Here is a 24,530-nt window from a genome sequence, read left to right on the forward strand (position 1 = left end):
TCTGCGCGCCAGCTCCCGCTCCCGCCGCGTCGCGATGCGCGACGGCGGCGGGTCGGCGGGCCTTCGCGCCGCGCCTCAGGCGCCGTCCGCGCCCGGGGTCGCGGGCGCGACGGGGACGTTGTCGATCAGGCGCACCTCGTCGATCCAGGCCGCGGCCAGCAGACGCGCCGGGCGGTCGGGGGCGGCGAGCGGGGCGAGCGCCTCCTCGGCGCGCAGCTCCAGATACTCGACCCGCGCGAAGCCGGCCGCGAGGATCGCCGCTTCGCCCTCGGCCAGGACCGCGGCCGGCGGGTCGCCCGCCTCCAGCCGGCGGGCGGCTGCGAACAGCGCCCGGGGGAGGGCCGCGGCCTGCAGCCGGGCCTCCGCCGACAGGCGCACGTTGCGCGAGGACAGCGCCAGGCCGTCGGGCTCGCGCACGGTGGCGCAGCCGACGATCTCGGTCGGCAGGTTCAGATCGCTGGCCAGCCGGCGGACCACCTGGAGCTGCTGGAAGTCCTTCTCGCCGAACATCGCCGCATCGGCGCCCGCGATCAGCAGCAGCTTGGTCACCACCGTCGCCACGCCGTCGAAATGCCCGGGCCGCCCGGCGCCGCACAGCCCCTCGCCGACCCCGGCCACCGAGACGCCGGTGGAGAAGCCCGGCGGGTACATCTCGTCCCCGTCCGGCGCGAACAGCACCAGCCCCTCGCCGAGCGCCGCGAGCTTGCGCGCGTCCGACTCCTCGGTGCGCGGATAGGCGGCGAGGTCGGCGGCGCTGTTGAACTGCCTGGGGTTCACGAACAGGGTCGTCACCACCCGCTCGGCGCGGGCCATCGCCTCGCGCACCAGGGTCAGGTGGCCCTCGTGCAGGGCGCCCATGGTCGGCACGACGGCGATGCGCGCGCCCTCGGACCGCCAGTCGGCCACCCGGGCGCGGAGCTCGGCGACGCTGCGGACGATGTCGACGCTCATCGCGGCGCCGCCTCCGGGGCGGAGACGCGCGCCGGCTCGGCGGCGCCGAACAGGTGCTCGGGCCCGGGGAAGCGGCGCGCCCGGACGTCCTGCGCATAGGCGGCGATCGCCTCGCGCGCGGTCGCGTCGAGCTCGGCGTAGCGCTTCACGAACTTCGGCTTGAAGTCGGCGAACAGGCCCAGCATGTCGTCGACGACCAGTATCTGGCCGTCGCAGGCCGGCGAGGCGCCGATGCCGATCGTGGGGACCGGCAGCGCCTCGGTCACGCGGCGCGCCAGCGGGTCGGGGATCTTCTCGAGCACCACCGCGAAGGCGCCGGCGCCGGCCGCGGCCTGGGCGTCGCGCAGCACCCGCTCGGCGTCCTCGCCCTTGCCCTGCACCCGGTAGCCGCCCAGCGCGTTGACGGACTGCGGGGTCAGGCCGACATGGCCCATCACCGGCACGCCGCGCGCGACGAGGAAGCGGATCGTCTCGGCCATCGCCACGCCGCCCTCCAGCTTCACGGCCGCGCAGCCCGTCTCGGCCATCAGGCGGGCGGCGTTGCGGAACGCCTGCTCGGGCCCTTCCTCGTAGGCGCCGAAGGGCATGTCGACCACCATCAGCGCGCGATCCAGGCCGCGGCGGACGGCCTGGCCGTGGAGGATCATCATCTCCATCGTCACGCCCAGGGTCGAGGGCAGCCCGTGCAGCACCATGCCGACGCTGTCCCCCACCAGGGCGAGGTCGCAATGCGCGTCGACCATCCGCGCGACGGGCGTGGTATAGGCCGTCAGGCAGACGAGCGGCGCCCCGCCTTTCCTGGCCCGGATGTCCGAGGGGCTCGGCGCCCCGCTGCGTCCTGTCGCGCTCATCTCTCGCCCTCCCCTGCTCGCCGCCGTTCCGGCAGGCCGGGGTGACATATGGCGGTTCGCCCGAGAAGTAAATGCAGGCGGGAAGGGGCGGGATATTGGCGGCGTGGGGGCGTAATTTAAGCGGCGTTCAGGATTACGAGTGCGTCAACTTTGGTCTCTTGAGGAATTTCATTTGTGTTCAAGCAATATCATCGAGCGGAGGCGCGGTTGTGTTCGGCGCCGGCCGCGCCCGAGCGCGCCGAGACCGCGCACGACGCCGCAAGGCGGCCGCTCCGGGGCAAGCGGGGCGGCGCGCCGGACAAGGCTCATGGACGAGGTCGCTGCAGGGGCGGGGGCGAGGCGGCCGCAGGCCCCTTCGCGCCGGAGCGGGCCTGCGCTGCACGAGGTCGGGCCTTGGCCGCGGGACGCGGCCCGCGCCGCTCGGCGCCGGCGGGCGCTTCAGCCCCAGCCCGGCTCCGAATCCCAGTCGAAGGACGCCGGCATCCCCTCCGGCGGGGCCTTCGAGAACGCCGCCGGGCGCTTCTCGATGAACGAGGTCACGCCCTCCTTGCCGTCCGCCATCGACATTTCGTAGATCGCGCGGCTGTCGAGCTTGTGGGCCTCCATCGGGTGCGAGGCGCCCGCCATCCGCCACAGGAGCTGGCGGTTCACCGCGACCGACACCGGGGACAGGCCGTCGATGTAGCGGCGCGCGGTCGCGCGGGCCTCCGCCATCAGGTCCTCGGGCTCCACCACCTTGGTGCAGAAGCCGGCCGCCAGCAGCTTGTCGGCGGTCAGGATCTCGGCGGACATCGCCCAGTCGAGCGCGGTCTGCATGCCGACCAGGCGCGGGAGGAACCAGGACGAGCAGGCCTCCATGCACACGCCGATCTTGGCGAAGACGAAGCCGATCCGCGCCTTGGTCGAGCAGATCCGCGCGTCCATCGGCAGGGTCATCGTCGCCCCGATGCCCACGCCCGCCCCGTTGATCGCCGCGATCACCGGCTTCTTCATGCGGAAGATCCGCAGCGTGATCGTGCCGCCGGTGTCGCGGTTGCGCTCCATCGCGGCCGGGTCCGAGGCCGAGACGCTCTCGTCCAGGCCGAAGACGTTGCCCTGCGAGCTCAGGTCCATGCCCGCGCAGAAGGCGCGGCCCTCGCCGGTGAAGATCACCGCGCGGACCTCAGGGTCCGCGTCGGCGCGGTCCAGCACGGCCAGGATCTCGGACGCCATCTCGACGGTGAAGGCGTTGAGCATCTCGGGCCGGCTGAGGGTGACCGTGGCGATCGCGTCCTCGACCTCGTAGCGCAGGGTGGCGTAGCTCATGGTGATCTCCTCCCGGAAGTTTCGGCGAAGGTATCACCTTGCCGGCCGGTCGCGAGAGGCCATCTGACGCGCATGGACGATCCCGCCCTCTGCCCGCTGTGCCTGCGCCCGATCCCGCCGGGGGCGCGGGCGAGCGTGCACCACCTGACGCCGAAGCTGAAGGGCGGGGCGAAGGGCCCGACCGCCCTGATGCACAAGATCTGCCATGACGAGATCCACGCCCGCCTGACCGAGACCGAGATCGCGCGCGAGGCCGCCACGCCTGCGGCCCTGCGCGCCCATCCCGCGCTCGCCCGCTTCCGCGCCTGGATCGCGACCAAGCCGCCCGACTTCGACGCTCGGACTCTCGCAAGCCTGAGGCGCAGGCGGCGGCGGCGATGAGGGCTCGCGTGCTCGTGAAGGGCGATCCCGTCCCGCGGGGCGTTGACGACGCTGCGTTTTCCGGGCCGCCTCTTGCCTGCGACATTTTTCTGACCATCTCGGTCGGATAAGGCCTTTTCCCGAGCGGTTTCGTCGGTCAATGTCCCGACGCGTCGACTCAGGTCTCTGGGTCTCCCTTTTCGGCCTTCACTCTGCGGAGCGCCGCCCTATGATCGTGTGCCACTGCGCCCGGATCAAATCGTCGGACATCCAGGCGGCCGTCGCCTGGATGCGCGCCGCCGACCCGACGGCTCTGATCACCCCGGGCAAGGTGTATCGCGCGCTCGGCAAGCGCCCGGACTGCGGCGGATGCGTCGCGCTGTTCGTGGACGTGCTGCGGGCGGATCAGAACACCGGCGTGCCCCCCGTGCTCCGCGGGTTGCGCAAGCCGGCCGATAGGAGACGGACCCGATGAAGGGCGACGAGAAGGTCATCGAATACCTCAACAAGGGCCTGCGCAGCGAGCTGACGGCGATCAGCCAGTACTGGCTGCATTATCGCCTTCAGAAGGACTGGGGCGTGGGCAAGCTGGCGGAGAAATCGCGCCAGGAGTCGATCGAGGAGATGGTCCACGCGGACAAGTTCATCGACCGCATCATCTTCCTGGAAGGCCATCCGAACCTGCAGGTCCTCGACCCGCTGCGCATCGGCGAGACGGTCAAGGAGACGCTGGAGTGCGACCTGGCCGCCGAGATGGACGCGCTGAAGCTGTATCGCGAGGCCCGCGATCACTGCGAGAAGGTCGGCGACTACGTCTCGAAGAACATCTTCGAGGAGCGGATCCGCGACGAGGAAGGCCACACCGACTACCTCGAGACCCAGCTCGAGCTGATCGAGAAGATGGGCGAGGAGCGCTACATCCAGCTCAACGCGACCTCGGCCGACAAGGAGGACTGATCCTCCCCGGCCAGGGTTCTGGAAATGGGGCCGGCGCGGCGACGCGCCGGCCTTTTGCGTGCGGGGGCGGCGTCGTCCGGGCGGGGGGCCGTCCGCCGGCCGCGATCCGCGCGGCCCGCGCGCCGGTCATGGCCGAGCCCTTGGGTTGCGGATCGCGCGGGCGACGAGGCAGGGTGGCCGGGGCAGGGTGGGCGCGGGCGCCCCGGCGGAGGGATGCATGGCCAGCGCGCCGTCGGAATTCGTGCTCTACCTCGAGGACGCGCTGGGCGAGCTGGGCCCGGTGGAGCGCACCCGCTTCTTCGGCGGCTGGTGCTTCGCGATGCGCGGCGCCCGCTTCGCCTACGTGCTGCGCGGCAAGCTGTGGTTCCCGGTGGACGAGCCCCTGCGCGCGGCGCTGGTGGCCGAGGGCTGCGGCCCCTTCGAATACGAGAAGGGCGGCAAGACCATCACCGTGGCGAAGTTCCACGAGGCGCCCTCGGCCTGCCTCGACGATCCCGACGCCCTGCTGGAGTGGGCCGCCCGCTCCGCCCGCGCGGCGGGGGCGATGTAGCGCCCGTCTCTCCGATGCTTCGCGACCGTCGCGCCGGGCGCGCCCCGGGCTCGACCCGGGGCCTCCCGCGGGCGGCCGCCGGGCGCACGGCCGGGGATCGCGATTGACAGGACGGCCCGCCTGGTCCCTCCTGTTTCGCATGATGCGCATCATATGGAATCGCCCGTGACCGACGCCCCCGAGACCGACGGCCCCCGCGCCCGCGCCAAGCGGGAGTCGCTGCGGCGGATCCTCGTCGCCGCCTCCGCCCGGCTGCGGCGGGAGGGGCTGGAGGGCGCCGCCATCGCGCCGGTGATGAAGGCGGCGGGGCTGACCCACGGCGCCTTCTACGCGCATTTCCGCGACAAGGACGAGCTCGCCGTCGCCGCCTTCCGCCAGGCCTTCGCCACCGAGCGGGAACGCTGGATCGGCGCGACGCGCGACCGCTCCTGGCCCGCCCGGGCGCGCCGGCTGGCGGCGCGCTACCTCACCGCGCGCCACCGCGACGACCCGGGCGCCGGCTGCGCCTTCGCGGCGCTGGCGACCGACGCCGCCCGCGCGCCCGATGCCTTCCGCGCGGCCTATGGCCAGGAGCTGCGCGCCACCCTCGCCGCCATCCGCGGCGCCCCCGACGACGACCCGATGCGCCCGCCGCCGCTGGACCATGCCGCGGCGATGCTGGCGCTGTGCGTGGGGGGGCTGTCGCTCGCCCGCGCGGTGAACGACCCGGAGCTTTCCGAGCGCCTGCTCTCCGCCTGCCGCGACGCGGCCGAGCGGCTGGCCCAGGCCGATGCGGCCGCGGCGCCCCCGGACTGACCCCCCCGATGCGCAACCAAGGGAGGCGCGCATGACCCACGATCCCACCCCCTATGCGGCCAAGAAGAGCCGGGCGGTGATGGGCACGCCAATGGCCTACATCGACGAGGGCGAGGGCGACGCCATCGTCTTCCAGCACGGCAACCCGACCTCCTCCTACCTGTGGCGCGACGTGATGCGGCGCTGCGAGGGGCTCGGCCGGCTGGTCGCCTGCGACCTGGTGGGGATGGGCGACAGCGGCAAGCTCTCGCCCTCGGGCCCCGACCGCTACACCTACGCCGAGCAGCGCGACCACCTCTTCGCGCTGTGGGACGCGCTGGCGCTGGGGGACCGGGTGACGCTGGTGCTGCATGACTGGGGCTCGGCGCTGGGCTTCGAATGGGCCTGGCGCAACCCCGAGCGGGTGCGCGCCGTCGTCTACATGGAAGCGATCGTGACCCCCGTGACCTGGGCCGACTGGCCGGAGAACGCGCGCAAGGTCTTCCAGGGCTTCCGCTCCGAGGCCGGCGAGGCGATGGTGCTGGAGAAGAACGTCTTCGTGGAGCGGGTGCTCCCCGGCTCGGTCCTGCGCGGGCTCTCCGAGGCGGAGATGGCCGAGTACCGCCGCCCCTTCCTGGAGCCGGGCGAAAGCCGCCGCCCCACCCTGACCTGGCCCCGCATGATCCCCATCGAGGGCGAGCCGGCCGAGGTGGTGGAGATCGTCGAGGGCTATTCGGCCTTCCTCGCGCAGAGCGCGATCCCCAAGCTCTTCGTCAACGCCGACCCGGGCTCGATCCTGATCGGACGGCAGCGGGAGGTCTGCCGGGGCTGGGCGAACCAGCAGGAGGTGACGGTTCCCGGGCTGCACTTCATCCAGGAGGACTCCGGCGCCGAGATCGGCGACGCGATCCGCGGGTTCCTCGAGGGACTGGAGCGCTGACGGCGAGGGACGGAGCCGCCCTGCGGGCGGCGTCCGGGCTTCGCCCGGCGGGGGCGGTCTACAGGCGCCCTGCGGGCGGGCTTGGCTGCGTCGCGCGGCTGGGGGCGCATCGAGAGATTGGCGAGGTTGGGAGCCTCCGGCGGGCTCCTGACTCACCAAAGAACAAGCCCGCGCCTGTCCTCCGGAGCCGTCTCTCGCTGATGGATGCCTGAGCGACTCGCCCGCCCCGGTCAAGGACAAGCCCCCCTGCGGGGGGTCGCTGCGCGATCCTTGACCGGGGCGGGCGAGCCGCTCTTTCCGGCATCCGCGAGAGACGGCTCCGGAGAACAGGCGCTTTGCGGGGCGTGGCCGCCGGCGCGCCATGGGCGCGTGGGGCGGGCGTCGGGGGGGAGGCGCGGTGCGGCGGGGGACCCTGCGCGGGCGAGGAGCCTGTCGGCCGGGGGCGCCGTGGAGGGGTGGGAGCGGGCGCTTTTCTCCCTGTGCAGGGGGCGCGGGGTTCGGATAGGCTCCGCCCCGGTTCGCCGCAGACCCGGGAGGAGACAAGAAATGACCGACGAGCAGGGGCCGCGCGCCTACGGCTTCGACACGCTGCAGATCCATGCCGGCGCCCGGCCCGACCCCGCCACCGGGGCGCGCCAGACGCCGATCTACCAGAACACCGCCTATGTGTTCCGCGACGCCGAGCATGCCGCCGCGCTCTTCAACCTGCAGGAAGTGGGCTACATCTACTCGCGCCTGACCAACCCCACGGTCTCGGCGTTGCAGGAGCGGATCGCGACGCTGGAGGGCGGCGCAGGCGCGGTGTGCACCGGCTCGGGCCACGCGGCGCAGATCATGGCGCTGTTCCCGCTGATGAGCCCCGGCGACGACGTGGTGGTCTCGAACCGGCTCTATGGCGGCACGGTCACCCAGTTCTCCCAGACCTTCAAGCGCTTCGGCTGGAAGGCGAAATTCGTCGACATGGACAAGCCGGGCGAGGTGGCGCGCGCCTGCGGCAAGCGCACCAAGGCGATCTTCTGCGAGTCGATCTGCAACCCGGGCGGCTACGTCACCGACCTGCCGAAGATCGCGGCCGTGGCCGAGAAGAAGGGCCTGCCGCTGATCGTCGACAACACCTCGGCCACGCCCTACCTCTGCAAGCCCATCGAGATGGGGGCGACGCTGGTGGTGCACTCGACCACCAAGTACCTGTCGGGCTCGGGCCAGGCGATGGGCGGGGCGATCGTGGACTCGGGCGCCTTCGACTGGTCGGCCTCGGACCGCTATCCCTCGCTGAGCGAGCCGGAGCCCGCCTACCACGGGCTGAAGTTCCACGAGACCTTCGGGCCGCTGGCCTTCACCTTCCACTCGATCGCCATCGGGCTGCGCGATCTGGGCATGACCCAGGCGCCGATGAACGCCTTCCTCACCCTGCTGGGGATCGAGACGCTGAGCCTGCGCATGGCGAAGCACGTCGAGAACGCGAAGAAGGTCGCCGAGTGGCTGGAGAACGACCCCCGGGTCGAGTCCGTCAGCTATGCGGGGCTGAAGTCCAGCCCCTACTACCGGCGCGCGCGGAAGATCTATCCCAAGGGCGCGGGCGGGCTGTTCACCTTCGCGGTGAAGGGCGGTTACGAGGCCTGCGTGAAGCTGGTGGACTCGGTGGAGATCTTCTCCCACGTGGCGAACCTGGGCGACACGCGGAGCCTCCTGATCCACTCCGCCTCGACCACCCACCGCCAGTTGACGCCCGAGCAGCAGGAGGCGGCCGGCGCGGGCCCCAACCGGGTGCGCATGTCCATCGGGATCGAGGACGCCGCCGACCTGATCGCCGATCTCGACCAGGCGCTGGCCAAGGCCACGGCCTGAGCGTGAGCCGCCGCCTGCGCGCGATCCTGGCGGGGCTGACCGTCGCGGCCTGGGCCGCGGCGGGCGCCCCCGCGACGGCGCAGTCGGCGGACGGCTTCGCCGCCCCCGCGCCAGGGCTGCATGTCCCGGCGCCCAATCCCCGGCGAACGGCCGAGGCTCCGCCGCCCGCGGAAGCGCAGACGCCCGGGCCGGAGGCGGCCGACGCCGCGGGCGAGGGCGGCGAGACGGCCGCGGGCGCGCAGGCGGAGGCGGAGGCGGCGCCTCCCCCGGCCGCCGGGGCGGAGACGGCGCCCCCCCGGGCGGAGGCGGCGCCGGGCTTCGCCCCGCCGGCGCAGGGGCTTTTCGTGCCGCGGCCCAACCCGCGCGCGGCCCGCGCCTCGGCCGAGGTCTTCGCGCCGCCGGTGGAGACCGCCGAGGCCGAGGCGCAGGACGACGTCGCCGCCCTGCTGATGCCCGCGCCGCGCCCGGACCGCGCGCAGCCCCGGCCGCCGGACGTCTTCGCGCCGCCGGCCAACGCCGCGCCCGGCGCCGCGCAGGCCGGCCCGCCGCCGCCGCTGGCGCGGCCGGGCGACGTGCCCGCACGCCCCGTCCGGGCGGCGGCCCGGCCTGCGGAGGTGGTCTCGCCGCCGGGCGAGGGACGCCTGCCCCAAGGCTCGGCGCCCCGCGCGCCGGAGGGAGCGACGGGCGGGCGGATGGACCTCGACGCCCTCTCGCTGATCGGGATCTTCGGGGACGTGAACGCGCCCCGGGCGCTGATCCGGCTGCCCTCGGGCGAGATCGCGAGGGTCTCGCAGGGGCAGGCGATCGGAGGGATGACGGTGACGCGGATCACCTCGGAAGGGGTGGCGGTCAGGTCGTCGGCGGGGCAGCGCATCCTGCGCATGCCGTGATCGCGGAGGCGCCCTGCGGGCGGGCCTGGCTGAGTCGCGCCTGCGGGGAAGAGGGCGAGGGACCGGGGAGGGCGGGCGCCTCCGGCGGGCTCCTGACTCACCCAAGAACAAGCCCGCGCCTGTCCTCCGGAGCCGTCTCTCGCCGATGGATGCCTGAGCGACTCGTCCGAAGGGGGCAAGGACAAGCCGCGCAAGCGCGGTCGCTGCGCGATCCTTGACCCCTTCGGACGAGTCGCTCTTTTCGGCATCCGCGAGAGACGGCTCCGGAGAACAGGCGCTCCCGGGAGGGCGTGGGGCCGGCCGGGCCCGGGGCGGGCGTGGCGATGGAGGCCGTGAGCGGCGCGGCGGGGCGGGCGGGGGCGCTTCGGCCGCTTCGCGGCCTGGCCCGGTGGGCAGGGCGCGCCTGCGGGACGTCCGGCGCTGCGCGCCTCCGGGACGTCTGACGCTGCGCGCCTCCGGCGCGACGGCGGGCGCGCCGCGGGCGGCGCCCGGGCCGCAGGCGCGACGGGAGACGCGGCGCCTGCGGCGGGGGAGGCCGCGCGTCAGGCGACGGCGGAGAGGAGGCGCTGGGCGTTCTCCTTGAGGATCAGGGGGCGGACCTCGTCGCGGAAGTCGGCCTGGTCGAAGGCGTTCAGCCACTTCTCGGGCGCGATCATCGGCCAGTCGGAGCCGAACAGCATCTTCTTCTTCAGCATCGTGTTGGCGTAGCGCACCAGGATCGGGGGGAAGTATTTCGGGCTCCAGCCCGAGAGGTCGATGTAGACGTTGGGCTTGTGCTGGGCGACCGAGAGCGCCTCCTCCTGCCAGGGGAAGCTGGGGTGGGCCAGGATGATCGGCATGTCGGGGAAATCCACCGCCACGTCGTCGATGTACATCGGGTTCGAGTACTTCAGCCGCATCCCGTTGCCGCCCTTCATGCCCGAGCCGACGCCGGTCTGGCCGGTGTGGAAGAGCGCCGGTTTTCCCGTCTCCGCAATGGCCTCGTAGAGCGTGTAGGCCATGCGGTCGTTGGGGTAGAACCCCTGCATGGTGGGGTGGAACTTGAAGCCCTGCACGCCGTGGTTCTCGACCAGGTTGCGGGCCTCGCGCGCGCCGAGCTTGCCCTTGGCCGGGTCGATCGAGGCGAAGGGGATCAGGATGTCGGAATGCTCGGCCGCCAGCTCCGCCACCTCCTCGTTGCGGTAGCGGCGGTAGCCGGTCTCGCGCTCCGCATCCACGGGGAAGATCACCGCGGCGATGTTGTGCTCGCGGTAGTGGGCGGCGGTCTGGGGGATCGTCGGCGGGTGGGTCCAGGGCGCGCCGAAGTATTTCGCCATCGTGGTCTGCAGGTCGTCGTAGCCGTCGTCGGAGTGGCAGCCGCAGGGTTCTTCCGCATGGGTGTGGAAGTCGATGGCGCGGACCTTGGAGAAATCGACCATTGCGTGCTCCTTCAGACCCGGATCAGGGCGGGGTCTTCGTTGTCATAGAGCCGCTCCAGCAGGGCGGCGCGGCGGGTCAGGATGCGGCGGGGGTTCAGCGAGCCCTTGTCGGTGATCTCGCCGTCCTTCAGCGAAGGCGGCTCGGCCAGGATCAGCGCGCGGGACACGCGGCGGGCCGAGCCGGTGGCGGCCTCGGCCAGGCGGTTCAGCACCGCCTCGATCTCGGCCTGGAGATGCGCGTCGATCAGCGCGCCCTCGGAGGTGGTGGCGCCGCGCGCGCGGTCGGGGCGGGGGAAGATCATGAGGCCGATCTCGCCCCTGTCGTGACCGCAGATGACGACGTCCTGGACGAGGCCGCGCAGGGCGTCGAGCGCCTCCATCCGCAGCCGGCCGGCCTGCACCCAGGTGCCGGTGGTCAGCTTGAAGTCCTCCGAGACGCGGCCGTCGAAGGTCAGGCCGCGGGCGGGATCGTCGGGGTCCACGAAGCGCACGGCGTCGCCGGTGATCAGGAAGCCCTCCGCGTCGAAGGCGGCCGCGCTGCGCTCGGGGTCGCGGTGGTAGCCGGGCATCACGTTGGGGCCCTTCACCCGCAGCTCGCAGCGCATCTCGGCGTCGGGGATCAGCTTCGCCTCCACCCCCGGCAGCGGCACGCCGATGACGCCGGAGCGGCCGATGGGTTCATGGAGCATGATCGCGGCGGGGGCTGTCTCGGTCATCCCCCACGACGTGATCATCAGGGGCAGGCGGCCGCGGACCTCGAGCGCCATTTCCTCCAGCCGCGTCCACACGGCCTGGGGCAGGGAGGCGCCGGCGTAGAAGATCAGGTCGAGGTCGCGGAAATAGGCCTCGCGCAGCTCCCGGTCCGCCTCCATCGCCTGCACCAGCATCGAGAAGCCGACGGGGACGTTGAAGCTGATGGTGCCGCCGCGGGCGCGGATGTTGGCGGCCGAGGTCGCGAAGTCGGCGGCGGTGGGGCGGCCGTGGTCGATGCTCATCGTCCCCCCCAGCGCCAGCATCATGTTGATGTTGTGCGAGCCGCCGAAGACATGGTTCCAGGGCAGCCAGTCCACGATCCGCTGCGGCCGGTCCTTCAGGAACGGCAGCACCGAGAGCATCTGCGCCTGGTTCGCGCACATCATCCGCTGGGTGGTGAGCACCCCCTTGGGGTCGGAGCTGGAGCCGGAGGTGAACAGGATCTTCGCGACCGTGTCCGGGCCGACGCGCGCGTGGGCGGCCTCCAGCGCGGGGCCCGGCTCGCCGGCCAGCAGCTCGGCGAAGGGGGTTACGGGGCGCGGGGCGCCCTCGGGGGCCACGGCGACGATCTCGACGCCTTCGAAGACCGGCCGGGCCAGCGCCGAGGCGTAGCGGGCGGCGTCGGAGACGAAGGCCATCGCCGGGGCCAGCTTCCGAATGGCGTAGTCGAGGCGGGGCTGGGCCTCCTCGATCAGGGAGTATTGCTCGGCCAGAGGCGATGTGGGGACGCCGGCGTACTGCGCCGCATAGGACAGGATCGCGTGGTCGACGCCGTTGCCCGAGAGGATCGCGATGGGCGTGTCGGGGCCGAGGCCACGGGCGACCAGCGACGCGGCCACGGCGCGGACCTGCGACAGGACCTGGGCGTAGGTCAGGTCCCGCCAACCCTCGCCCGCGCGCTCGGAAAGAAAGACCTGGCCCGGCGTCTCCTGCGCCCAGCGATGCAGCCAGACGGCGGTGGTCTCCACCGTCGGGTCGAGGGGCGCGGCGGTGGTCATGCGCAGGGCCTCGCCCCGCCGCTCGACCGCAGCGGAGGGGGGGACCAGGCGCAGGCCGGTGGTGGGGTCCTTGCCCGTGATGTCCATCGTCTCGTCCTCCCGGAGGGCCGGTCTTGGCGCCGGCGCCGCCTTGCATGGGTCCGCCAGGGGCGGGGTCAGTCGGTGGCGCCGTCGATCCGGCGCAGGAGCGCGTGCAGGCGCTCGCGCTCCTCGGGGCTGAGGGCGGCGAAGAGGCGGGCCTCGTGCGCATGCACCAGCGCCTCGGCCCTGGCCCAGGCGCGGCGGCCCTTGAGGGTCACGCGCAGCGCGTAGCTGCGCCGGTCGCCCTTCACCCGGTTGCGGGCGATCAGGTCGGCGTTTTCCAGCTCGTCCACCAGCACCACCACGCCCGAGCGCTCGACCTTCAGGGCCTGGGCGAGCTGGGTCTGGGTGATGTCCGGATTCTCCAGGATCACCGCCAGCGCCGAGAAGGTGGCGACCCGCAGGCCGGCAGGGGCCAGCGTCTCGGTCATGTCGGCGCGCACCTTCATGTAGACGCGCTTCATGTTGTAGCCGGCGAACTGGCGGAGCCGCTCGTCGGTGACCTCCGCAGGGGCCGGGGCGGCCTTGGGCTCGGGCATGGCGTCCTCCCTCAGCGGGCCACCGCCTGCACCAGCCAGAAGCTGAGCGCGGGGAAGGCGATCAGAAGCGACAGGCGCAGGAACTCGGCGGCGATGAAGGGGGAGACCCCGCGGAAGATCGCGGCGGTGGGGATGTCGCGGGCCATGGCCGAGATCACGAACAGGTTCATGCCCACCGGCGGCGTGATCATGCCCATCTCGACCACCACCAGCGTGATGATGCCGAACCACAGGGCCTGCTCCTCGGGGCTCAGGCCGAAGTCGAGCGCCATCACGGTCGGGAAGAACACCGGCACGGTCAGCAGGATCAGCGACAGGCTGTCCATCACGCAGCCCATCACCAGGTAGAAGGCCACGATGCAGAGAAGGACGGTCATCGGGGCGATGCCGGCCTCGCCGAACCAGGCCGCGACCTCCGTCGGCATCCGCGACAGGGCGAGGGCCACGTTGAACAGGTCCGCGCCGAAGACGATGGCGAAGATCATCGCGGTCGAGGCCGCCGTCTCGATCAGGCTGTCGAGCAGCGCGCGCAGCGTCAGGGCGCCCTTCGCGAAGCCCGCGAGCAGGGTCATGGCGACGCCGACCGAGGCGCCCTCGGCCGGGGTGAAGACCCCTCCGTAGATGCCGCCGAGCACGACGACGAAGATCGCCACGATATGCCAGATGCCGCCGAGCGCCCGCAGGCGCGTCGCCATGTCGGCGCCGTCGTGGGTGGGCCCCTCGGCGGGCCGAAGGCGGGTGTAGACGGCGATGGCGAGGCAGAAGCCGATCACGGCCAGCGTGCCGGGGATGGTGGCGGCGAGGAACAGCTTGACGATGTTCTGCTCGGTCAGCAGGGCGTAGATGATCAGCACCACCGAGGGCGGGATCAGGATGCCCAGCGTGCCGCCTGCTGCGAGGGATCCCGCGGAAAGCGCCCCGGAATACCCGTGCCGCCGCATCTCGGGCAGGGCGACCTTGGCCATGGTCGATGCGGTGGCGAGCGAGCTGCCCGAGATCGAGCCGAACATCGCGCAGCCCGCCACCGCGGCCATCGCGAGCCCGCCGCGGAAATGCCCGATCCAGGCGTTGGAGGCCGCGAACAAGGCCGCGGATATGCCCGTCTGCGTCGCCAGGTGCCCCATCAGGATGAACAGAGGCACGATGGCGAGCTCGTAGCTCATGAACTTGTCGGTCCAGGCGGTGGAGAGATAGGCCAGCAGCGCCTGGGGGCTGGCGAGCAGCACGTAGCCGCCCGCGCCCACGATCCCCATCGCCAGCGCGATCGGCGCGCGGGCGAAGATCGCCAGCAGCAGCACGATCACCATCACGAGGGCGAGCGTCGAGGGGCTCACAGCGGCGCGCTCCCCGCGCCCGGCTCGGGCAGGCCCGCGAGCTGGCGCAGACCGGACTCGAGCGCCACCACCGCCGAAAGCGCCATGCCCGCCACGCCCGGCACGTAGACCCACCACACCGGGAAGCGCAGCAGCATGGTGCGGTCGCCGTAGTCGAGCATCACCTGCATCCCGTCCCACATCCGCCAGGCCAGCGCCGCCCAGGCGGCGGCGAAGAGCACGGTCCACAGGCCGTCGATCCGCCGGACGCTCCGCTCGGGCGCCCAGGAGGTGAAGATGTCCACCATCACGTGACCCTTCTTGAGCTGGCACAGCGGCAGGAACAGCGCCGCGCAGGAGGCGCAGGCGAGCTCCACCATCTCGAAATCCCCGCGGATGCCGCCGACGCCCACGGTGCGCATCACCACCGAGGCGGTGACGGCCATCGACACCGCGAAGATCGTCAGCCCGCCGGCGCCGGCGAAGACCAGGCACAGCCGCTCCAGCCAGCGGTGCAGGGCGGGCGACGGGCCGCCCGCCCCGGGGGAGGGCGGGCGACCGCCCTCCCGGGTCCCGGTCCCTGCCATCAGGCGCCCGCGTCCAGCAGCGCGTTGGCGCGCGCGAGGATGGCGGCGCCGTCATGGCCGGCGGCGTCCAGCTTCTCGGTCCACTTGGCGTAGATCGGGTCGGCCATCGGGCGCCACCTGGCGATCTCCTCGGCCGGGATCTCGACGATCCGGTTGCCCTGCTTCTCGACCATGCCGCGGCCGAAGGCTTCGAACTCGTCGAAATTCCTGCCGATGGCGCGGGACCACTCGGGCCCGGTGTGGTCGTCGATCACCTTCTTCAGGTCGTCCGACAGCCCGTCGTAGGCGCCCTGGTTCATCACGATCGCGAAGGTGTTGGCGTAGAGGCCGCGGGCGCCCGCCGCCGGCTCGCAGCTGATCGTGGTCAGCTCCTGCAGCTTGAAGGGCGGCACCACCTCGTAGGGCAGGCAGCAGCCGTCGATGACGCCGTTCGAGAGGCCCACCACCATCTCGGTCACGGGGAAGAACACGGTTTCCGCGCCCATCGCGGCCAGCAGCTCGCCGGTGGCCTGGTTGGGGGCGCGCAGGCGCTTGCCCTGGAAGTCGGCGGCCGAGGTGATGGGCGTGTCGCGCATGTGCAGCTTGCCGCCGTCATGCATGTGGAAGGCGAGCGGCTTCAGGCCCTTGTATTCGTCCTTCCCGAATTCCTCCATCAACTGGTGCAGCGCGACCGAGCCCTTCTCGGCGTTGGTGACCATGAAGGGGAGCGACATGGTCTCGGCCACCGGGAAGCGGTCGGGGGTGTAGACGGGGAGCGTCCAGGCGATGTCGCAGACGCCCTGGCGGGCCTGGTCGGCGAGCTGGGGCGGCTTGCCGCCGAGCTGCATCGCCGGGAAGATCTGCACCTCGATGGCGCCCGACGAGGCGTCCATGACCTGCTTGGCCCAGGGCTCGAAGACCTTGGTGTGCATGGGGGCCACGGGGGGCAGGAAGTGGCTGAGGCGCAGCGTGACCTCGGCGGCGCGGGCGCGGCGCACGAAGGCGGGGGCGGCTAGCGCGCCGCCGATGCCGGCCAGCGCGGCGCGGCGGGTAATCCGGGTCATGGTCTCTTCTCCCTGGTCGCGCCGCCGCCTCTGCCGGGCGGTCGGCGGGTGATGGCCGTCAGCGGAAGGCGGGCGGCCGTTTCTCGAGGAAGGCGTTCAGCCCCTCCTCGGCGTCTCGACTGGTCTGGCTGATCGCGGCGCACAGGCTCTCGACGAAGAGCCCGTCGGGCTTCGACATGTCGGAGATGCGGGCGATGGCCTGGATCATCATGTAGTTCGAGAGCTTCGCGTTCTTCGCGACCTGGCGGGCGAGCTCGCGGGCCTTCGCCAGCGCCTCGCCCGGGCCCACGGCGTAGTGGGCGAGGCCCAGCGCCGCGGCCTCCTCGGTCGCGTACTTGCGCCCCGTCAGCATCATCTCGCACATCCGGTCGGCGCCGAGGATCCGGCCCACGCGCACCGTGGCGCCGCCGCCCACGAAGATGCCGCGCATCCCCTCGGGCAGCTGGAAGATGCAGCCGGGCTCGGCCACGCGGACATGGGTGGCGCAGGCGAGCTCGAGCCCGCCCCCGATCACCGCCCCCTGCAGCGCCGAGACCACCGGCAGCCCCGAGAACTGCACCCGGTCCATCACCCGGTGCCAGTTGCGGGAGTGGGCGAGCACCTCCTCCGCCTCGCGCGAGACATGCTCGGAGAGGTCGAGGCCCGAGCAGAAATGGCCGCCGGCGCCGGCGAGGATCGCCGCGCGCACCCCCTTCGGCGGGGCGCCGAAGAACCCGTCGATCTCCTCGAGCAGCGCATCGCACATGGCGTTGCGCTTCTCGGGGCGGTTCAGGGTCAGGGTCGCGACGGGGCCGTCGATCTCGACGGTCAGCATCCGGGCCGGGTCGGTCATGCGTCCTCTCTGGCCGGCGCGCGGACGGGGCGCGGACGGCGCTGGGGTGGTTCTGGCAGAGGGGGGGCGAGCCGGCGGACGGACGCGCCGAAACCGGCACGGGCCAAGCCGCGGATCCTGTCCTCCCTGCGGGTCCGCTCTGCGGCGGTTGACGCTGACGCTGGGGCGTCCGGACTGTTCTGTCAATGAACAATTTCCGCCGCAACGCACCATGGCGGGCAGGGAGCGGGGACGGAGGCGCCCTGCGGGCGGGCTTGGCGGGGGCGCTTGGGTCGCGATGGCGCGGCTGGATCGGCGACGGAGGAGCCTCCGGCGGGCTCCTGACTCACCAAAGAACAAGACGCCCGCGCCTGTTCTCCGGATCCGTCCATCGCTTGGATCGCCTGAGCGACTCGCCCGCCCCGGTCAAGGACAAGCCGCGCAAGCGCGGTCGCTTCGCGATCCTTGACCGGGGCGGGCGAGTCGCTCTGACGGCATCCGCGATGGACGGCTCCGGAGAACAGGCGCTGCCGGGGAGCTTGCGGCCACGGGCGCCTGGGGCGGGCGGCGCGCCACGGGGGGGGCGGGGTCAGCCGCGGGGGAGGGTGAGGACGGCGCGGAGGCCGGCGGGGGCGGTCTCGAAGCTCAGGGCGCCGCCGTGCTGGCGGGCGATGGCGGCGGCGATCGAGAGGCCGAGGCCGGCGCCGCGGGCGGCGGCGGCGTTGGGGCCGCGGGCGAAGGGCGCGACCAGCGCCTCCATCGCCGCGGGGTCGGCGGCCGGGCCGCCTTCGTCGGTCACCGCGATCCGCGCCGCGGCGGCGTCGGCCTCGAGCGAGACCTCGGCGCGGCGGCCGTACTTCAGGGCGTTGTCGATCAGGTTGCCCAGCGCCCGGCGCAGGGCGAGGGGGCGGGCCTCGATCACCACCCGGGCGCCCGGCGGCTCGGGGGCGCGGGCGGCGAGGAACAGCGTCCCGACCGGGCCGCCGGGGCGGGGCGGCGGGGCGGCCAGGGTCACCGGGCGGCCGAGATCGGCGTAGTCGGCGACCACCGCCTCCACCAGCGCGGTGAGGGAGAGGGAGCGGCGCGCCTCCTCCCCCATCTCGGCGCGGGTGAAGGCGAGGACCGAGTCCAGCATCCCCGTCATCTCGTCCAGGTCGCGCTCGAGCTTGCCGCGCAGTTCCGCGTCCTCGATCAGGGCGGCGCGCAGGCGCAGGCGGGTGGCGGGAGCCCCGAGGTCGTGGCTGACGCCGGAGAGGACCAGCGCGCGCTTCTCCAGCCGCTCGCGCTCCTCGGCGAGGCGACGGTTCACGGCCGCGATCACCTCGCGCAGCTCGGCGGGGCCGCGCGGGTGGATCGGGGCGTGCTCGTCCCGCCGCGTGCGCAGGGCGGCGGCGGCGGCGCGGAACTCGGCCGAGATCGCGGACCAGCGGCCCAGCAGCAGGGCGGCGGCCAGCACCAGGCCCAGGGCCGCGGGGGCGCGCAGGTCGGGGGGCGCGTCGGCGCAGCCCCAGATCGCCTCGCCCTCCACCCGCCGCCAGGGGCCGTCGCCGAGGCGGGCGAAGACCCGCGGCTCGGCGCACCAGCGCGCCAGCAGGGCGGAGAAGGCGCCGAGCGCGGCGGCGGGACCGCCCGCGGCCTCGTCGCCCGCGATGGAGGAGACGGGATAGGAGAGCTCGGCCGACAGCACCCGAAGCCGCAGCCGGTCGCCGCCGATGGCGCCGGGGCCGAGGGAGAGGAACGAGATCTCGGTCGCGAAGGGCAGGGCGGGGTCGGCGGCGGGCGCGCCGTCGGGCAAGGGGTCGGAGAGGGCGAGGCCGACGGGCGGCGTGCCGCCCGCGTCGAGCGCGTGGTAGAGCTGCACCCCGGCGGTGCGGGCGCGGGCGAGGCGCGCGTCCCAGGCGGCGTCGGACCAGGCCCAGGCCCAGGCGGCCGCGGCCCCGGCCGCCAGCGCCAGCAGCACCAGCGCGACGCCGTGGAGGCGGAGCGGCCAGGGCCCGCGGCCGGAGCGCGCCCCGCCGCGCCGCGGGCGCGCGGCGGGGGGCGGCGCCTCTGCGGCGTCGGGACCGGCAGGCGGCCGGCCGGCCTCGGGCGCGGGACCGCCGGCGGGGACGGCGGCGCCCTGCGGACGGGCCGCCGCCGGGGCGGCGGGGCCTGGAGGCGGCTCGCGGGGCGTCATGGCGCGCGTCAGGGGGCGGGGGCGGCGGCGGCGCGCGGGGCGGTCTCGACCTCCGCCGTCAGCACGTAGCCGACGCCGCGCTGGGTGCGGATCAGGGCGGGGGCGCGCGGGTTCTCCTCGATCTTCGAGCGCAGGCGCCCGACCAGCACGTCCACCGCCCGCGAGGCGCCGTCGGCGTCCGCCGGGGCGGGGTCCGCGTCCGGGTCGTGGAGCGCCTCGGCGATCTCCTCGCGGGTCAGGGGAATGTTGGGATTGGCCAGCAGGCAGGCCAGCAGCGCCGCCTCGCGCCGGGAGAGCGAGGCCTCGACCCCGTCGGGGCCGGTCGCGGTTCCGGTGCGCGCGTCGTAGGTCCAGCCGGCGAAGCGGTGCACCCCCTCGGCCCGGCGATAGGCGAGCGAGGCCGCCCGCCGGGTGCGGCGCAGGACGGCGCGGATCCGGGCGAGCAGCAGGTCGGGGTTGAAGGGCTTCGCCACGTAGTCGTCGGCCCCCTGCTCGTAGCCCGCCATGCGCTGGTGGTCGGCCGAGAGCGCGGACAGCATCACGATCGGCACATCATGCTCGGCGCGCAGGCGCGCGCAGATCTCGAGCCCGCTCTCGTCGCCGAGCATCACGTCGAGCAGGATCAGGTCGATGCGATGGCGGGCGAAGGCCTCGCGCGCCTGCGCGCCGGTGGCGGCCTCGACGGCGGCGAGACCGTTGCGGCGCAGGAAATCTGTCAGCATCCCGCGCATCTCGGGGTCGTCGTCCACGACCAGCAGCCGGGGTATCGTCATCGCGGCCCTCTCCTCCCGTCGCCCCGTCCGCGGCTTGCCGCGCGTCGGTTCGGGGCGTCTCTATAGTCTGCCGCGTAACGGATTGTAACGGAACGGTCGGAAATCCGCGTCGCCTTCGGCGGTGCAGCACGGATCGGGCGTTGATGCTGCGCCGCCGCTTCCGCGAAGGTCCGGCCCGGAGCCGCCGGCCCTCGGGAGGGACCTTCGGCGGAAACGGGAGGATGACATGCGCAAGCTGAACGTTCTGGCGGCCTCGTCGGCCATGTCCCTGGTCGCGGGGGCCCTGATCGCGGGCGCCGCGGCGGCCGAGCCGCAGGTGGAGGTGCTGCACTGGTGGACCTCGGGCGGCGAGGCCAAGTCCGTCGCCGTCCTGCAGCAGGAGTTCTCCGAGCGGGGCGGGACCTGGACCGACATGCCTGTCGCCGGCGGCGGCGGCGACGCCGCGATGACCGCGCTGCGCGCCCGCGTGCTGTCGGGCAACGCCCCGACCGCGGTGCAGCTCAAGGGCCCCGCGATCCAGGAGTGGTATGAGGAGGGCGTGCTCTCCGACATCTCCGACGTGGCCGAGGCGCAGGGCTGGGCGGGCGTGCTGCCGGAGGCCATCGCCGCGCACATGAAATGCGACGGCGCCTGGTGCGCCGCCCCGGTGAACGTGCACCGCGTGGACTGGATCTGGGCCAACGCCAAGGTCCTCGAAGACGCCGGCATCGAGATGCCGACCACCTGGGACGAGTTCAACGCCGCCGCCGAGAAGCTGCAGGGCATGGGCGTGGTCCCGCTCGCCCACGGCGGCCAGGCCTGGCAGGACGCGACGCTGTTCGAGGTCGTGGTGCTCAGCCTCGGCGGGCCGGAGTTCTACCGCTCCGCGCTGGTGGACCTCGACCCCGAGGCGTTGAAGTCCGACCAGATGAAGGCCGTCTTCGAGCAGATGCGCACGCTCCGCGGCTTCGTCGACGACAACTTCTCGGGCCGCGAGTGGAACCTCGCCACCGCCATGGTGATCAATGGCGAGGCCGGCTTCCAGATCATGGGCGACTGGGCGAAGGGCGAGTTCGTGGCCGCGGGCAAGACCCCGGGCGAGGACTTCCTGTGCGCCTCCGCGCCGGGCGCGGGCTTCCTCTACAACGTCGACAGCTTCGCGATGTTCGAGGTCTCGGGCGACGACAAGATCGCCGGCCAGAAGCTGCTGGCCGAGCTGATCATGGGCCCGACCTTCCAGGAGACCTTCAACCTCAACAAGGGCTCGATCCCCGCGCGCACCGACGTGTCGCTGGAGAAGTTCGACAGCTGCGCCGCGACCTCCTCGCAGGAGATGGCGCAGAGCGCCGAGGGCGGCTCGCTGCTCCCCTCCTACGCCCACGGCATGGCGCTGCGCGGCGCGCAGGCGGGCGCGATCACCGACGTGGTCACCGCCCACTTCAACTCGGAGATGAGCGCGGACGAGGCGGTGCAGATGCTCGCCGACGCCGTCGCCAACTCGATGTGATCGCCTGATCCGCAGACCGCCGGCGCAGGGCCACACCCCGCGCCGGCCTACGGCCCCTTCCCCCTTCCTCGCGGGGGAGGGGGCCGCCCCTCCGGGGGACGCGCGTGCGAGGGAGGGAACCTCTCCATGTTCGACTGGCTGGAACGTCAGGCCCCGAAGCTGGTGCTGGCGCCGTCCTTCGCCGCGATGCTGCTGTTCGTCTACGGCTTCATCGGCTGGACCGCGTGGGTCAGCCTGACGAAATCGCGGCTGCTGCCGAAATACGAGATCGACGGCTTCGGCCAGTACGAGCGCCTGTTCAACGCGCCGCGCTGGGACGTGGCGATCGAGAACCTTGCGATCTTCGGGATCCTGTTCATCGGCGTCTCGATGGCTCTGGGCCTGTTGCTCGCGATCCTGCTCGACCAGCGGATCCGGGCCGAGGGGGCGCTGCGCACCATCTACCTCTACCCGATGGCGCTCTCGATGATCGTCACCGGCACGGCGTGGAAGTGGATCCTCAACCCCGGATTAGGGATTGAGGCGATGGTGAAGGGTTGGGGTTTTGACACCTTCACCTTCGGCTGGCTCGTGGATCCCGACATGGCGATCTACACGGTGGTGATCGCGGGGGTCTGGCAGGCCTCGGGCTTCGTGATGGCGCTGTTCCTCGCGGGGCTGCGCTCGGTCGACTCCGAGATCATCAAGGCCGCGCAGGTCGACGGCATCCCCACCACGCGGATCTACACCGCGATCATCATCCCCTCGATGGCCCCGATCTTCCTGTCGGCCTTCATCGTGCTGGCCCACCTCGCCATCAAGAGCTTCGACCTGGTCATCGCCCTGACCGGGGGCGGGCCGGGCTACGCGACCGATCTGCCCGCCACCTACATGTATGCGATGGCGTTCTCGCGCGGGGACCTCGGGCAGGCGGCGTCGTCGGCGATGATCATGATGATGATCGTCTTCGCGGTGGTGGTCCCCTACCTCTATTCCGAGCTGAGGACGCGCAAATGAGCGACCTGTCCGGCTACACGCCCGAGCGCACCGACTGGGGCCGCTTCGCCCTGCGCTGGGGGCTGTTCGTGATCCTCGGCCTCTTCGCGCTGTGGTATCTCGCGCCGCTCTTCGTGATGCTGACCACCTCGGTGAAGACCCTCGAGGAAATCCGCACCGGCTCGCTGATCGCGCTGCCGCGCGAGATCACCTTCGAGCCCTGGGCCAAGGCCTGGTCGCAGGCCTGCTCGGGCATCACCTGCGAGGGGCTGCGGCCCTACTTCTTCAACTCGATCCTGCTGGCGGTGCCGTCCGTGGCGATCTCGACCGTGATCGGGGCGCTGAACGGCTATGTCATCGCGCAGTGGCGGTTCCGCGGCGCGGACACGATCTTCGCGCTGCTGCTCTTCGGCTGCTTCATCCCCTTCCAGGTGGTGCTGCTGCCGATGGCCAAGATGCTGGGGCTGCTGGGGCTGGCCGGGACCATCCCGGGGCTGATGCTGGTGCACGTGGTCTACGGGATCGGGTTCACGACGCTCTTCTTCCGCAACTTCTACGTCACCATCCCCGCGGACCTGCTGAAGGCCGCCAAGGTGGACGGGGCGGGGTTCCTGCGGATCTTCGTCTCGATCTTCCTGCCGCTGTCGGTGCCGATCGTCGTGGTCTCGATCATCTGGCAGTTCACCCAGATCTGGAACGACTTCCTGTTCGGCGTCTCGTTCTCCTCGGCCGGCTCGCAGCCGGTGACGGTGGCGCTGAACAACATCGTCAACTCGACGACCGGCGTGAAGGAATACAACGTCGACATGGCGGCCGCGATCATCGCCGCCCTGCCGACCCTTCTCGTCTACGTCGTCGCCGGCAAGTACTTCATCCGCGGCCTGACCGCGGGCTCGGTGAAAGGCTGACCCATGGCGCCCGTGCTGACGATCCGGAACCTCCGCAAGGCCTATGGCGAGACGGTGATCCTCCACGACGTGAACATCGAGATCGAGGAGGGCGACTTCCTGGTGCTCGTGGGCCCGTCCGGCTGCGGCAAGTCCACGTTGCTCAACTGCATCGCGGGGCTGGAGCCGATCACCGGCGGCTCGGTCGCCATCGGCGGTCGGGAGATGACCAAGGCCCCGCCCAAGGACCGCGACATCGCGATGGTGTTCCAGAGCTATGCTTTGTACCCGACGATGACGGTCGCGAAGAACATCACCTTCGGCATGAAGGTGAGGGGCGTCGACAGCGCCACCCAGAAGCGCAAGCTGGAGGAGGTGGCCCGCCAGCTCCAGATCTCGCAGTTGCTCGACCGCAAGCCCGGCCAGCTCTCCGGCGGGCAGAGGCAGCGCGTGGCGATGGGCCGGGCGCTGGTGCGGGAGCCGAAGCTGTTCCTGTTCGACGAGCCGCTGTCGAACCTGGATGCGAAGCTGCGCGTCGAGATGCGCACCGAGATCAAGCGCCTGCACCAGGACCTCGGCGCCTCGATGGTCTACGTGACCCACGACCAGATCGAGGCGATGACGCTGGCGACCAAGATCGTGGTGATGAAGGGCGGCGTGATCCAGCAGATCGGCGCGCCGTCGGAGATCTACAACCGCCCCGCCAACATGTTCGTGGCCGACTTCATGGGCTCGCCCGCCATGAACCTGATCCCCGCCACCGTCGAGAACGGGCAGGTGGCGATCGCGCGCGAGGGCGACGAGCCGATCCTGATCGACCTGCCGGGGGGCGCGAGCCTGCCGCGCGACGTGGTGCTCGGCCTGCGCCCCGAGGACATCGTCGAGCCGGGCGCCCGCAGCGGCGCCCACGTGGTCCCCGCCCGCTGCAAGGTCGAGGTGGTCGAGCCCGCGGGCGCCGACACCTACGTCGTCTCCCGCCTCGGCGGCGCGGCGGTCACCGCGCGGCTTTCGGCCGAGACCCAGGCCCGCGCCGGCCAGCCGCTCGACGTGGCCTTCGACCTCGGCAAGGCCAGCTTCTTCGAGCCGCAGACCGGCGCCCGGCTGAACTGACCGCGCGCCGCGCCCGCCGCCAGGCGCGCCCCGGACTTGATCCGGGGCCTCTCCGACCCTCGCGGCCGGCGCGACCTGCGCGGGGGGCGGGCGCTCGCATCGGGCAGGCCGGCGCTTGCGGCCGGCGTGGGGCAGAGGCCCCGGATCAGGTCCG

24 protein-coding genes are annotated in these 24,530 nt (G+C 72.6%); 12 read left to right on the top strand and 12 right to left on the bottom strand.

The annotated features are described in order from the left end of the window. Positions 1 to 75 precede the first annotated feature (75 nt). The 3 genes from panC to BM064_RS23585 all read right to left on the bottom strand — a co-directional run bounded on the left by panC (position 76) and on the right by BM064_RS23585 (position 3,107). Positions 76 to 951, bottom strand: a complete 876-nt coding sequence (gene panC / locus BM064_RS23575; RefSeq protein WP_092864934.1) for a pantoate--beta-alanine ligase — start codon at positions 949 to 951, stop codon at positions 76 to 78. Further along, entirely contained in the window at positions 948 to 1,802 is an 855-nt protein-coding gene (gene panB, locus BM064_RS23580; protein WP_092864937.1) for a 3-methyl-2-oxobutanoate hydroxymethyltransferase, read from the bottom strand. The genes panC and panB overlap by 4 nt, the downstream gene beginning before the upstream one ends. Positions 1,803 to 2,240: 438 nt before the next feature. Further along, positions 2,241 to 3,107, bottom strand: a complete 867-nt coding sequence (locus BM064_RS23585) for a crotonase/enoyl-CoA hydratase family protein (RefSeq protein WP_092864940.1) — start codon at positions 3,105 to 3,107, stop codon at positions 2,241 to 2,243. A 72-nt stretch (positions 3,108 to 3,179) separates the two neighbouring features. On the opposite strand from BM064_RS23585, the gene BM064_RS23590 reads away from it, so the two are divergent. The 8 genes from BM064_RS23590 to BM064_RS23625 all read left to right on the top strand — a co-directional run bounded on the left by BM064_RS23590 (position 3,180) and on the right by BM064_RS23625 (position 9,426). Continuing rightward, the gene (locus BM064_RS23590; protein WP_092864943.1) at positions 3,180 to 3,488 is read left to right on the top strand and encodes an HNH endonuclease family protein; all 309 of its coding nucleotides are present in this window, start codon (positions 3,180 to 3,182) and stop codon (positions 3,486 to 3,488) included. A 208-nt stretch (positions 3,489 to 3,696) separates the two neighbouring features. Then, entirely contained in the window at positions 3,697 to 3,942 is a 246-nt protein-coding gene (locus BM064_RS23595) for a (2Fe-2S)-binding protein (RefSeq protein WP_092864946.1), read from the top strand. Beyond that, positions 3,939 to 4,424 (top strand): bacterioferritin, encoded by a 486-nt coding sequence (bfr, locus tag BM064_RS23600; protein ID WP_092864949.1) that lies wholly within the window; start codon positions 3,939 to 3,941, stop codon positions 4,422 to 4,424. The genes BM064_RS23595 and bfr overlap by 4 nt, the downstream gene beginning before the upstream one ends. A gap of 217 nt (positions 4,425 to 4,641) precedes the next feature. Next, positions 4,642 to 4,974: a TfoX/Sxy family protein gene (locus BM064_RS23605; protein WP_092864952.1), complete on the top strand. Its 333-nt coding sequence runs from the start codon at positions 4,642 to 4,644 to the stop codon at positions 4,972 to 4,974. 165 nt (positions 4,975 to 5,139) lie between these two features. Next, entirely contained in the window at positions 5,140 to 5,769 is a 630-nt protein-coding gene (locus BM064_RS23610; protein WP_218161117.1) for a TetR/AcrR family transcriptional regulator, read from the top strand. Between the two features lie 31 nt (positions 5,770 to 5,800). After that, entirely contained in the window at positions 5,801 to 6,688 is an 888-nt protein-coding gene (locus BM064_RS23615) for a haloalkane dehalogenase (RefSeq protein WP_092864959.1), read from the top strand. 546 nt (positions 6,689 to 7,234) lie between these two features. After that, positions 7,235 to 8,536 carry an O-acetylhomoserine aminocarboxypropyltransferase/cysteine synthase family protein gene (locus BM064_RS23620; protein WP_092864962.1) on the top strand — a complete coding sequence of 434 codons (1,302 nt, stop codon included), beginning with the start codon at positions 7,235 to 7,237 and terminating at the stop codon, positions 8,534 to 8,536. Between the two features lie 2 nt (positions 8,537 to 8,538). Then, positions 8,539 to 9,426, top strand: coding sequence for a hypothetical protein (locus tag BM064_RS23625; protein ID WP_092864965.1), 888 nt, complete (start codon positions 8,539 to 8,541; stop codon positions 9,424 to 9,426). Between the two features lie 542 nt (positions 9,427 to 9,968). On the opposite strand, the gene BM064_RS23630 is transcribed toward BM064_RS23625, so the two are convergent. From BM064_RS23630 to BM064_RS23670, 9 genes are all read right to left on the bottom strand, one after another. After that, complete coding sequence (locus BM064_RS23630; protein ID WP_092864968.1) at positions 9,969 to 10,844, bottom strand: amidohydrolase family protein; 876 nt, start codon at positions 10,842 to 10,844, stop codon at positions 9,969 to 9,971. Positions 10,845 to 10,855: 11 nt separating this feature from the next. Continuing rightward, on the bottom strand, positions 10,856 to 12,682 hold the full coding sequence (locus BM064_RS23635) for a feruloyl-CoA synthase (protein ID WP_092864971.1): 1,827 nt from the start codon (positions 12,680 to 12,682) through the stop codon (positions 10,856 to 10,858). Positions 12,683 to 12,750: 68 nt separating this feature from the next. After that, a complete protein-coding gene (locus BM064_RS23640) occupies positions 12,751 to 13,215 on the bottom strand; it encodes a MarR family winged helix-turn-helix transcriptional regulator (protein ID WP_092864974.1) in 465 nt (154 codons plus the stop codon). Between the two features lie 11 nt (positions 13,216 to 13,226). Then, positions 13,227 to 14,549: a TRAP transporter large permease gene (locus tag BM064_RS23645; protein ID WP_245779267.1), complete on the bottom strand. Its 1,323-nt coding sequence runs from the start codon at positions 14,547 to 14,549 to the stop codon at positions 13,227 to 13,229. Next, positions 14,546 to 15,115, bottom strand: coding sequence for a TRAP transporter small permease (locus BM064_RS23650; RefSeq protein WP_092864977.1), 570 nt, complete (start codon positions 15,113 to 15,115; stop codon positions 14,546 to 14,548). The genes BM064_RS23645 and BM064_RS23650 overlap by 4 nt, the downstream gene beginning before the upstream one ends. Continuing rightward, complete coding sequence (locus BM064_RS23655) at positions 15,115 to 16,158, bottom strand: TRAP transporter substrate-binding protein (RefSeq protein ID WP_177236384.1); 1,044 nt, start codon at positions 16,156 to 16,158, stop codon at positions 15,115 to 15,117. Before BM064_RS23655 ends, BM064_RS23650 begins: the two co-directional genes overlap by 1 nt. 58 nt (positions 16,159 to 16,216) lie before the next feature. Beyond that, complete coding sequence (locus BM064_RS23660) at positions 16,217 to 16,990, bottom strand: crotonase/enoyl-CoA hydratase family protein (protein WP_092864980.1); 774 nt, start codon at positions 16,988 to 16,990, stop codon at positions 16,217 to 16,219. A 568-nt stretch (positions 16,991 to 17,558) separates the two neighbouring features. Next, positions 17,559 to 18,929, bottom strand: coding sequence for a sensor histidine kinase (locus tag BM064_RS23665; protein ID WP_245779268.1), 1,371 nt, complete (start codon positions 18,927 to 18,929; stop codon positions 17,559 to 17,561). Between the two features lie 224 nt (positions 18,930 to 19,153). Continuing rightward, complete coding sequence (locus tag BM064_RS23670) at positions 19,154 to 19,918, bottom strand: response regulator transcription factor (RefSeq protein ID WP_092864983.1); 765 nt, start codon at positions 19,916 to 19,918, stop codon at positions 19,154 to 19,156. 262 nt (positions 19,919 to 20,180) lie between these two features. Here BM064_RS23670 and BM064_RS23675 point away from each other — a divergent pair, with 262 nt between their 5' ends. The 4 genes from BM064_RS23675 to BM064_RS23690 all read left to right on the top strand — a co-directional run bounded on the left by BM064_RS23675 (position 20,181) and on the right by BM064_RS23690 (position 24,376). Then, a complete protein-coding gene (locus BM064_RS23675) occupies positions 20,181 to 21,404 on the top strand; it encodes an ABC transporter substrate-binding protein (protein WP_092865041.1) in 1,224 nt (407 codons plus the stop codon). A 126-nt stretch (positions 21,405 to 21,530) separates the two neighbouring features. Beyond that, positions 21,531 to 22,400: a carbohydrate ABC transporter permease gene (locus BM064_RS23680; RefSeq protein ID WP_092864986.1), complete on the top strand. Its 870-nt coding sequence runs from the start codon at positions 21,531 to 21,533 to the stop codon at positions 22,398 to 22,400. Beyond that, positions 22,397 to 23,287, top strand: coding sequence for a carbohydrate ABC transporter permease (locus BM064_RS23685; protein ID WP_092864989.1), 891 nt, complete (start codon positions 22,397 to 22,399; stop codon positions 23,285 to 23,287). The genes BM064_RS23680 and BM064_RS23685 overlap by 4 nt, the downstream gene beginning before the upstream one ends. Positions 23,288 to 23,290: 3 nt before the next feature. Beyond that, complete coding sequence (locus tag BM064_RS23690; RefSeq protein WP_092864992.1) at positions 23,291 to 24,376, top strand: ABC transporter ATP-binding protein; 1,086 nt, start codon at positions 23,291 to 23,293, stop codon at positions 24,374 to 24,376. Positions 24,377 to 24,530 lie beyond the last annotated feature (154 nt).

This window comes from Albimonas pacifica (assembly GCF_900113695.1).
Lineage (GTDB): Bacteria > Pseudomonadota > Alphaproteobacteria > Rhodobacterales > Rhodobacteraceae > Albimonas > Albimonas pacifica.

Bases quoted from the DNA above. Each gene is read 5' to 3' on its own strand.
- panC (WP_092864934.1), bottom strand. From the start codon at position 951: ATGAGCGTCGACATCGTCCGCAGCGTCGCCGAGCTCCGCGCCCGGGTG.
- panB (WP_092864937.1), bottom strand. From the start codon at position 1,802: ATGAGCGCGACAGGACGCAGCGGGGCGCCGAGCCCCTCGGACATCCGG.
- BM064_RS23585 (WP_092864940.1), bottom strand. From the start codon at position 3,107: ATGAGCTACGCCACCCTGCGCTACGAGGTCGAGGACGCGATCGCCACG.
- BM064_RS23590 (WP_092864943.1), top strand. From the start codon at position 3,180: ATGGACGATCCCGCCCTCTGCCCGCTGTGCCTGCGCCCGATCCCGCCG.
- BM064_RS23595 (WP_092864946.1), top strand. From the start codon at position 3,697: ATGATCGTGTGCCACTGCGCCCGGATCAAATCGTCGGACATCCAGGCG.
- bfr (WP_092864949.1), top strand. From the start codon at position 3,939: ATGAAGGGCGACGAGAAGGTCATCGAATACCTCAACAAGGGCCTGCGC.
- BM064_RS23605 (WP_092864952.1), top strand. From the start codon at position 4,642: ATGGCCAGCGCGCCGTCGGAATTCGTGCTCTACCTCGAGGACGCGCTG.
- BM064_RS23615 (WP_092864959.1), top strand. From the start codon at position 5,801: ATGACCCACGATCCCACCCCCTATGCGGCCAAGAAGAGCCGGGCGGTG.
- BM064_RS23620 (WP_092864962.1), top strand. From the start codon at position 7,235: ATGACCGACGAGCAGGGGCCGCGCGCCTACGGCTTCGACACGCTGCAG.
- BM064_RS23630 (WP_092864968.1), bottom strand. From the start codon at position 10,844: ATGGTCGATTTCTCCAAGGTCCGCGCCATCGACTTCCACACCCATGCG.
- BM064_RS23635 (WP_092864971.1), bottom strand. From the start codon at position 12,682: ATGGACATCACGGGCAAGGACCCCACCACCGGCCTGCGCCTGGTCCCC.
- BM064_RS23640 (WP_092864974.1), bottom strand. From the start codon at position 13,215: ATGCCCGAGCCCAAGGCCGCCCCGGCCCCTGCGGAGGTCACCGACGAG.
- BM064_RS23650 (WP_092864977.1), bottom strand. From the start codon at position 15,115: ATGGCAGGGACCGGGACCCGGGAGGGCGGTCGCCCGCCCTCCCCCGGG.
- BM064_RS23655 (WP_177236384.1), bottom strand. From the start codon at position 16,158: ATGACCCGGATTACCCGCCGCGCCGCGCTGGCCGGCATCGGCGGCGCG.
- BM064_RS23660 (WP_092864980.1), bottom strand. From the start codon at position 16,990: ATGACCGACCCGGCCCGGATGCTGACCGTCGAGATCGACGGCCCCGTC.
- BM064_RS23670 (WP_092864983.1), bottom strand. From the start codon at position 19,918: ATGACGATACCCCGGCTGCTGGTCGTGGACGACGACCCCGAGATGCGC.
- BM064_RS23675 (WP_092865041.1), top strand. From the start codon at position 20,181: ATGTCCCTGGTCGCGGGGGCCCTGATCGCGGGCGCCGCGGCGGCCGAG.
- BM064_RS23680 (WP_092864986.1), top strand. From the start codon at position 21,531: ATGTTCGACTGGCTGGAACGTCAGGCCCCGAAGCTGGTGCTGGCGCCG.
- BM064_RS23685 (WP_092864989.1), top strand. From the start codon at position 22,397: ATGAGCGACCTGTCCGGCTACACGCCCGAGCGCACCGACTGGGGCCGC.
- BM064_RS23690 (WP_092864992.1), top strand. From the start codon at position 23,291: ATGGCGCCCGTGCTGACGATCCGGAACCTCCGCAAGGCCTATGGCGAG.